Source organism: Methanocalculus sp., from assembly GCF_029762515.1.
GTDB lineage: Archaea > Halobacteriota > Methanomicrobia > Methanomicrobiales > Methanocorpusculaceae > Methanocalculus.
The window spans coordinates 1-7,838 of record NZ_JARVGN010000059.1 but is presented as its reverse complement, the minus strand read 5'-3'; the positions used below and the strand labels follow the sequence as shown (position 1 = coordinate 7,838).

Below are 7,838 nucleotides of genomic sequence, written 5' to 3'. Positions count from 1 at the left end.
TGTCGCGCTCGATGATGGCGTTGATTTTGCGTAATTCGGCGAGATCCATGGGTGGTGATGAGGGTTTTGGGGGGTGGTGGTGTTATGTGTTTGGGTTTTGGTTTGGGGGGCATTGATGAATCCGTACGCGCCATGGTGTAAATTTTTTTTGCTGGAGGAGTTCTCCATTGCAGAATTTATCGATCTACTTATGAAATCATCCGAAATATCGGATTTAAAATAAATCAACCTGATTGGAGGCCAGATAAATGCTCTTTTATTTAATCCTGGTCAAATTAGAATATTTATCCCTCCATTATATCTAAATCCTCACCCAATTGAGAAATCATGGGCAATAAGAAAGGTGAAATAGCCCTAGTAGATCGTTCGATCTGTGAATAGATATCTTCATTTTCACTATCTTGATCTTTTTGCTCGTTTTGCTCGTTTTGCTTCTGATAGTTCAAGAACGCTAACCCTATGAGTACCATTCCAAATTTGTACCGTGTATCCAATAAATTATAATCACCTTTATATCCTTTCTTTTCGGTTAATAAATGAATATTATCCATATTGATGAAAAAATCGTATCCGTCTTCTCCACTGAAAATGACTTTTAGAGCGGATTTTTCATCAAATGAATAATTGATCCAGTCTTTTCGGAATATTTCAATTATATTTGGGATATTGAGTTTTGATGTTGTCTTTGATTCATCTCCTTCCTCATCAGAAGATGGTTGTCTTCGAGTTCCTGGTTTACCTGGATGTTTTTCAGTTGGTTCAGTCACTTTAACATAAAACTCCCCTTCGAATGGCACAATTCGTGAATTATCCGTTACCTCCCAATAAAATTTTAGAATGTCATCTACTTTAACATCCATTGGAAGATCGACATTCAAGTTTGCGAAGCCGTTCCAGAGATTGAGCGAGCTATTTTCGATTTCGTCTCCATCAAGGTATAGACGAAAATCCCCAGGATCATTGTCTCTATCAAAATAATCATTGACAGCATCTGTTTTATATTGAATACGAAATCGGATGTTAATCGGGCTCATTTTGGGTTTTGATGTCGAATATTCTTCAGTCAATGTAAAGAATGTCGGGAATTTTTTTCCTTTGAATTGATCCTTCTTTTCAGCTCCCTTCACCTTAAAAGGATTTGATAGCCTTACGCCAGCTATGAACAATTTCGATAATGTTGGAGAATCCTTTAACATTTTATTAATTACATCAACCAGGGGTTTATCATCCTTGGTTTTATTTTCCATCGCTTCCCTCTTTCTTTCCTCCTTTAAGAGACGTAACCCTGGTTGGGATCTTATTAAATCTATTAATTTTCGTTCAATTTCGCCTTTCAGCTCCCCTGATCGTAGCCTATCACGGCTATTCATAAATAGGTCTTCTCGTGCTCGCCCATCAAATTCCGAACAATCTACCAAAATCAATATGGAATTAGCTAAATAACCCATTGCAACAGAATCTCTTGAAAAAAACCTCTTCGAGATTGTACCGTGTGTCTGTCCGTTAATGGTGAAAAGGATTCCTTCATCTTTTTTGTATTTTCCTTCGCGATCCTTTTTAAATACATAGATAGATGCCTTCATTCTTTGTCCGTTTGCAACGATAGTGCTGGATGTTGGGAATCCGGACTCCACATTCTCATATTTATCTTCCTCCAACCGAACCGATAGTCCAGCCAAGGTTGTTTCAAGCGAATGGCCAGAATAGCCTCTTCGTTCATATAACCGAACGGGCAAAGCAATTGAAGGCATTAGAAGCGAAAGTCGGTTATATAAATCAAAGAGTATGTTTGTTTTGAGCCCGGTCATTTGATATTCATAGAGTTTAATAAAGGTTCCATGTATCAGGGGTTCGATATATGGGAGAGATTCTTTACCGGGGAGCAAGGGTAAGCTAGCACTTTCGAAGGATAAGACTTCATCGTTGGGAGCGAGATAACGATATACAGAACTTTTAACACCTTTGCTTGGATCCTCACGTCTGATAACTGTGAATCCCCATTTATTTTTACTTACATCTGTACCATTGTCTTGAATTTTCGGATGGCGTTTTGATATTATCAGTTGTAAATTATGATGACCACAGAATTGAAAGACTCCTGTGCCACCCATGTTGAATTTGCCTTGGACGAAAGGAATCCGTAATTTATTTGATTTACCAATCGAAAGAAAGGTATCAGTCATTTTTTTGGGAGTTTGTCCCTCCCCAGTATCAAAAATTGAATAACATGGATTTGTTTTCTGGCCTGTTGCGACGAATCCAATACGATCAGCCAATCTTGTTCGCTGACTAGCAGAAATATTCGATAATTTCCCGTCCGGAATCTTAAAGAAGGTTTCAAGGGCTTCGGAGATTGTATCAGGGCTTTCATCGCCCTCAGGATCAATCCTTCGAATAAAGGCTTCTGACATTAAGACGGCATCGACGGCATTGATAATTTTCTCGACTATTGCTGCCTCAGGCCTACTTTGTTGATTGCCTATTGTTGCGAAATTATTTTCAGTGTCGCCAAAATCTTTCCATACATTTGGATTATCCCAATATCCTGCTTTTTGAAGAAGACTTATCACATCGTGTTCTGATTCGGCTCTCGCAATATTGATACAAAGATCCTTCTCTTTCATTGCTCCATCTCCGTGAGGTTAGGTCTCCAGTAATTGTTTATGCAATTCGATGGTTAGATTTCGAAACGCAGATTTTCCCCCGCCATAGGATCCGATTTCTCCCCCAGTGATCCATTGATCTTCAGAAAAACTTTCAATTTTATTCAAAATCTTCTTGAAATCCTCTTTTACTGGAATTTTATCAAGCCTTTTTAACATGAAGATCGAAGGAAGCAAAGCATTCAATGCGTGAATTCCAAGCGTTTTTGTCACGTAATAATTTTTTGGGTTTTCAATCGAATTCGGCATTAATTCAAAAATTGCCGCCCAATATTGTCCAAGAACTGTGACCATTTCACCAATATTATATCCTCCGCTAGCTCCAAAATCGATTAATGAACTTCCAATGTATGAATCCATTAATGAATCCTCAAATTGCCCTTGAGAAGGTAATCCTGATTCTGCCCGTGCAGTCCCCGGTCTTACGATTTTTCCAAACCAAGGTGATTTTTCATCATCTGTGAGTGTATTTACAATTGCAGTTGCGAATGGTTGGAGTTCTTTTTTTGTACCAACAATGAGCTGCGAATTTGCCGAAATAATGCCAGATTTTGCCGATCGTATCTTCAATAGCTGTTGATTCGCGAGATCTGTCCTCACCCGTTTTTGAGTTGTATTGATTGTTATGAATTGACTTGCCTCTTCAATATACGGGTCTATCGATTTGTCTCCGACCAACACGACGACAGGGATATCAAATTCTATTTCGTAATTCAAAATCCCATGCAAATATCCCTCTGAAATCCCCAGTGTACGATGTTGTCCGTCCACAATATACAACAATGGATTTTTCATATTATCCGAAAAAGGAATCACTAAGTTACCGTTATCATAGTGGACCCCATTTGTGATATCTCGCTGATATAACAATAATGAAGTGGGAGAAATCCCCTTCTCTCCTTTATCCGAAATGAATCGAGCAAAACGTCTCGCTCTGGTCACAACAGGTGTCCTTTGATATCCATCGCGATGTTGTGGTGTCCATTCATCGACATCAATCACTTTCCTGCTATACAAATCGGCTAAAACCGAACCAGGAATTGTACAGACATAGATCTTCCTTCCATGCTGCCTCCCTTCAATACAAGGCAGTTCAATTCTGTCTACTTTATCTTCAACCATGCTATCAAATCATCTTATCTATACTTTATTATATATATGTCTTGTTAAGCTTATTAGATAAGGAATTTAGATTAGAATTATTTCGAGAATGAAGTAATAATTTTTCTGTGGGAATCCTGAGTTTTAAAGGGTGTTAATTAGCTACCTTGTGCTCAATATTCCAGATTTTGAACTATTATCTTTGCCAGTTTCTCAAATTAGATCGGTTATTGAAGGGATACCCCTAATCTTTCCAGGGCAGTGCGATAAGGTCCTGCACCTCCTCAAGCAGGCGGGGGTGAACTCCGAACGCAGCACCCGGCTCGTCATCGAGCGCCAGGACATCGAGGCCGCCTACGAGGTGGCCCAGTACGCCCACCTGGACAACACCGTGCGCACCCTCAAAAAGGAGGAGCGGCGGCTGCTCGGGCTGATCGCCGGGATGGAGCAGGCCGCCACCGGGGTCTCCATGTCCGAGGCCTACGATGCGGCCAGGGCCTCGGCCAGGATCGGCTACTCCACCTTCTACAAGAGCGTGAAGAAGTTCGATGAGATGCGGTTGGTTGATGTCAACTTCCTGCACGGCCGGGGGAGGACGCGGATGATTACGTTGCGGTATGAGGCGGAGCGGGTGAGGGCGGTGTGTGGATGTTAGTGTCGCAGATTTAAGGACAATACACCCGTTGAAATATTCTCCGAGACCAATTTTTAATTCATTGTGGAGGATGAAAAGGCGATTGCGATGAAGAGGGATTCTCACTAATAATCGTATCTCGCCTCATTCGTCCTGACATCATCATCGAGCCCCAGCTCCTTCAACGCAATACGAAGCTCATTGATCGTCTCCTCGGGAATCCCATTCGCATTGTTTATCGAGAAATTAAGGGAGAGATCAAGATCACCGCTCCGCATGAGCTTGATAATGAGGCGGTTGTAGAAATTCGACCATTTGAAGGGATCGAGCGATCCGCTCCACTGAATAGAGGTCACCTGGGTTGGAGGAGGCGGTGGCGTGACTTTTTCTTTGACGTGGACCTGCACCTCGGCAGGCACACCCTCGCAGACAGCAGAGATGGTATAGGTGCCGGGTGTATCACAGGCGCAGAATTCGCCAAGATCGCTGATCTCTCCTCCTTCCGCAATCCAGGCAATTTCCTTCCCGGTAACAAGTTCGCCGTCCTTATTGTATGCACGGGCGGTGAATCTGCTCCGCTGGCCGGTGGCGAAGTTAGTAGCCGGTGCCTCGATCACGAGCCGGACAATACTGTTGTCCTTTGTCCTCCGCTTCACCTCCTCTTCGGCCGCGTCCTTCGTAATGAGGAACATATCATCCGAAAATTCGATCTGGAGCGTGCTGATGGGCTCGTTGTAGTAGAAGGGATCATACACGCCATTCACACCATGCCCCGCATAGCCGAACGCTCCCTCCGAAATACCCCGCTGGAGCGTCTTCTTGATCACTTCCGGGTTCATCACGCGGGGAAAATGTGGCAGGGCAAAGAACGCATCCCGGATCTGCCTGGTGCTCCACTCGGGAGAAACCCTTGACCAGTTGCGGACAAGGAACCCGGAACCGACCGTGTCGGTGAGCTTTTCCAGCTGGCTCAACCGGCTGGTGATCAGACGGGAGATCGATTCGGACGCACTGGAGTTTACCCTGCCAAGGTCGATGAGATCGATCTCGTCGTTCTCGGTGTAGAGACCGACCATGTTGTAGGTCTCCCACACGCGCTCCTTGATCGCCCGCTTTGTGGACTCGACATACTGCCGCACCTGCGAGCGCTGACCGTCATCCAGGTTGAGAGTATTCGTCTCGTCCGAGACCTCCTTCCAGGCGAGGTGGTCGCGTGCAGCCTCATAGAGGCCGCTGGAATCGGAGGCCATCGACCAGATGATGGCACTCTTGTAGGTCCTCCCCGCTTCTCCGTGGTACTTCGTGAGCTCAAGCACCAGATTCCGGGTCTCTCTGCTCGAGGTCTCCCGGTTGGGTGCCATCACCGCCAGCGTAACGGCGGGCTTGTCCATCACATCGCCGCTCCGTTTGGGGAAGTATACACGCTCAACCGCAGGGGCCTGGTCAAACACTTTCCTTACGTTCTCCTTGACAAGGTCGTGGATCTCCCGCGCATCGATGCTGGCCTTGCGGTCCGCGTGGATCTTGATGAGGTTCGTCTTGACCCCGAAGCGGTAGGCGTTGTTCTCGGCGTTGAGGAAGAAGCAGTTCCCGGTGGGCGGGGCAAGGCCTTCCAGGACCGTATCGATGTTGGCAATGTCCACACCCGGGCCCCCGAGGGCCAGCCGGATCTCCGGCAGGGTGGCATCGGTCCGGTTCTCGCCACCGCTGATCGATTCAAAGAAGATCGTGGCGGCCACGTTCCGGTGGAGACGCTGCGAGCGTATCGGTTCTCCCGCCTCCTCGTCGAGCCGGGTGGCATGGGAATCCGTGTTGCCACAGATATCCGTGGTGATGACCCCTTCAAACCGTCCCTCGCCGATCTGCTTGAGCACCGCTGCACGGAAGAGGGGTTCTTCAAAGGGCGCCGAGCCGAGGGTGATGAGCGGCGCTTTATCGCCCTTGCGGTAGCTTTTCTGGTACACGTAGGAGACCCAGAGGGCGAGCAGTTTCAGCACGCCGCGGGTCTGCTGGAAGGTGGGAAGCGTCTGCCATTTCCGCTCGAAGACAGAGAGGGCCAGGGGGTGGAAGGGGTAGGTGGCTTCGAACGATTCGTAGGGCTGGTCGACGGGGAACCAGTTCGGGACCGTGTGCCGGTTCTCCCGGATCCAGTCGGCGTACTCGGCGATAGTAGCCTTTGCATCGGAGGGAAGGCCATCCCACTCGAAGAGGCGCCGGCGGATGATCTCGGCGGTCTCGGATTTGGCGGACATGATGTAGGCCTTTCCGACCCGCTCGAGCAGCTTTTCAATACGGTTGTAATCGCCCTGGTCCTCGGGGTTCATCTCCAGTTCGGACGCAGGGACGGAGACGGCGAGCACGACTCCCTTCGTGCTGCGGGCCGTCTCGGAGAGGTTCTGGATGAAGGTGTAGAGCTGCTCGGCCATGCCGTTTTTCAGCCTGCGGGAGCGGTTGGTGTAGTTGATGATCTCGTCCATGAGGATGAGGCTCGGCCTGTCAGCGGGGAGGAAGGAACGGATGACATCGCCGCCCGGGGCGACCATGCGCTCGTCATGCTCACGGACCTTCTCGAAGGACTCAGCCCCGCCGAGCTGGAAGGCGATCTCACCCCACGGGGTCTTGCGGAGCGGCGTGCCGTCCCCGCCGCCCCGGCCGGTGAGCGAGTCGAACTCGGTGCCGACGAAGACGGCTGTCGCAGCCTCGGGGATGGTGGGGACGCCGGCCCTGTTTGCGATGTCCATGACGCCGGGCCAGGCATAGGCCTTCGATCCGGCGCGGGCGAGGTGGTAGACGAGCGTAAGGGCGTGGGTCTTTCCCCCGCCGAACTGCGTCGTCAGGTTGTACACTGCATTGGTCTCGACCGTCTCACCCGAGAGGCGGGCGACGACGTCCGAGGCGAACGAAGAGAGCGTTTCGGTGAGGTAGGTCCGCTCGAAGAACCGGCGCGGGTCCTGATAGTCACGGGGCGCCGAGCCCTCCCGCACCTTGTCGAGGTGCACGGCGAATTCCGATGCGTCCTGCGGCCTTCCCTCCCGCAGGTCTTCACGTGGCGTGACCACCTTGTACCAGGGTTTTATTGCCATCCAAAATTCCCTCTTTTCCGGTTACGATAAGGATCGTTCAATGTCTTCCATAAATTGTTTGATTTGTGATTCTCACAGGCCGAGCGACTTCTTCCTCGCCAGCACGCCGTCCACCCACCGCCGCTCCTCGGAACCTGCAGGATAGAGGGCAGAGAGGGCCTGGGCAAGTTTGGCGAACTTCTGGTCGCGGCCTACATCGTCCTTCAGGAACCTCCCCAGAGCCTCGCCACGTCCGGCGGCAAAGAGGAGCATTGCCTGGTGCACCCGGTCGAGCGTGGTGTTGCCGGTGAACTCCAGCATAGCCGCATCGGCGATGCTCTCTGCCTCGTACGCACCGTCCACCGATTCGCCCCCGAG

5 protein-coding genes are annotated in these 7,838 nt (G+C 49.1%); 1 reads left to right on the top strand and 4 read right to left on the bottom strand.

Annotated features, from left to right (window positions below; translation table 11 throughout):
• Window positions 1–284: 284 nt before the first annotated feature.
• Window positions 285–2,624: a hypothetical protein gene (locus tag QCH34_RS03325; RefSeq protein ID WP_300330058.1), complete on the bottom strand. Its 2,340-nt coding sequence runs from the start codon at window positions 2,622–2,624 to the stop codon at window positions 285–287.
• Between the two features lie 18 nt (window positions 2,625–2,642).
• Complete coding sequence (locus tag QCH34_RS03320) at window positions 2,643–3,785, bottom strand: DGQHR domain-containing protein (protein ID WP_300330055.1); 1,143 nt, start codon at window positions 3,783–3,785, stop codon at window positions 2,643–2,645.
• A gap of 277 nt (window positions 3,786–4,062) precedes the next feature.
• Here QCH34_RS03320 and QCH34_RS03315 point away from each other — a divergent pair, with 277 nt between their 5' ends.
• A complete protein-coding gene (locus QCH34_RS03315; RefSeq protein WP_300330052.1) occupies window positions 4,063–4,419 on the top strand; it encodes a hypothetical protein in 357 nt (118 codons plus the stop codon).
• A gap of 104 nt (window positions 4,420–4,523) precedes the next feature.
• On the opposite strand, the gene QCH34_RS03310 is transcribed toward QCH34_RS03315, so the two are convergent.
• The gene (locus tag QCH34_RS03310; RefSeq protein ID WP_300330049.1) at window positions 4,524–7,481 is read right to left on the bottom strand and encodes a DUF499 domain-containing protein; all 2,958 of its coding nucleotides are present in this window, start codon (window positions 7,479–7,481) and stop codon (window positions 4,524–4,526) included.
• 72 nt (window positions 7,482–7,553) lie between these two features.
• Window positions 7,554–7,838 (bottom strand): hypothetical protein (locus QCH34_RS03305; RefSeq protein WP_300330046.1); only part of this gene is annotated, 285 nt, incomplete at its 5' end.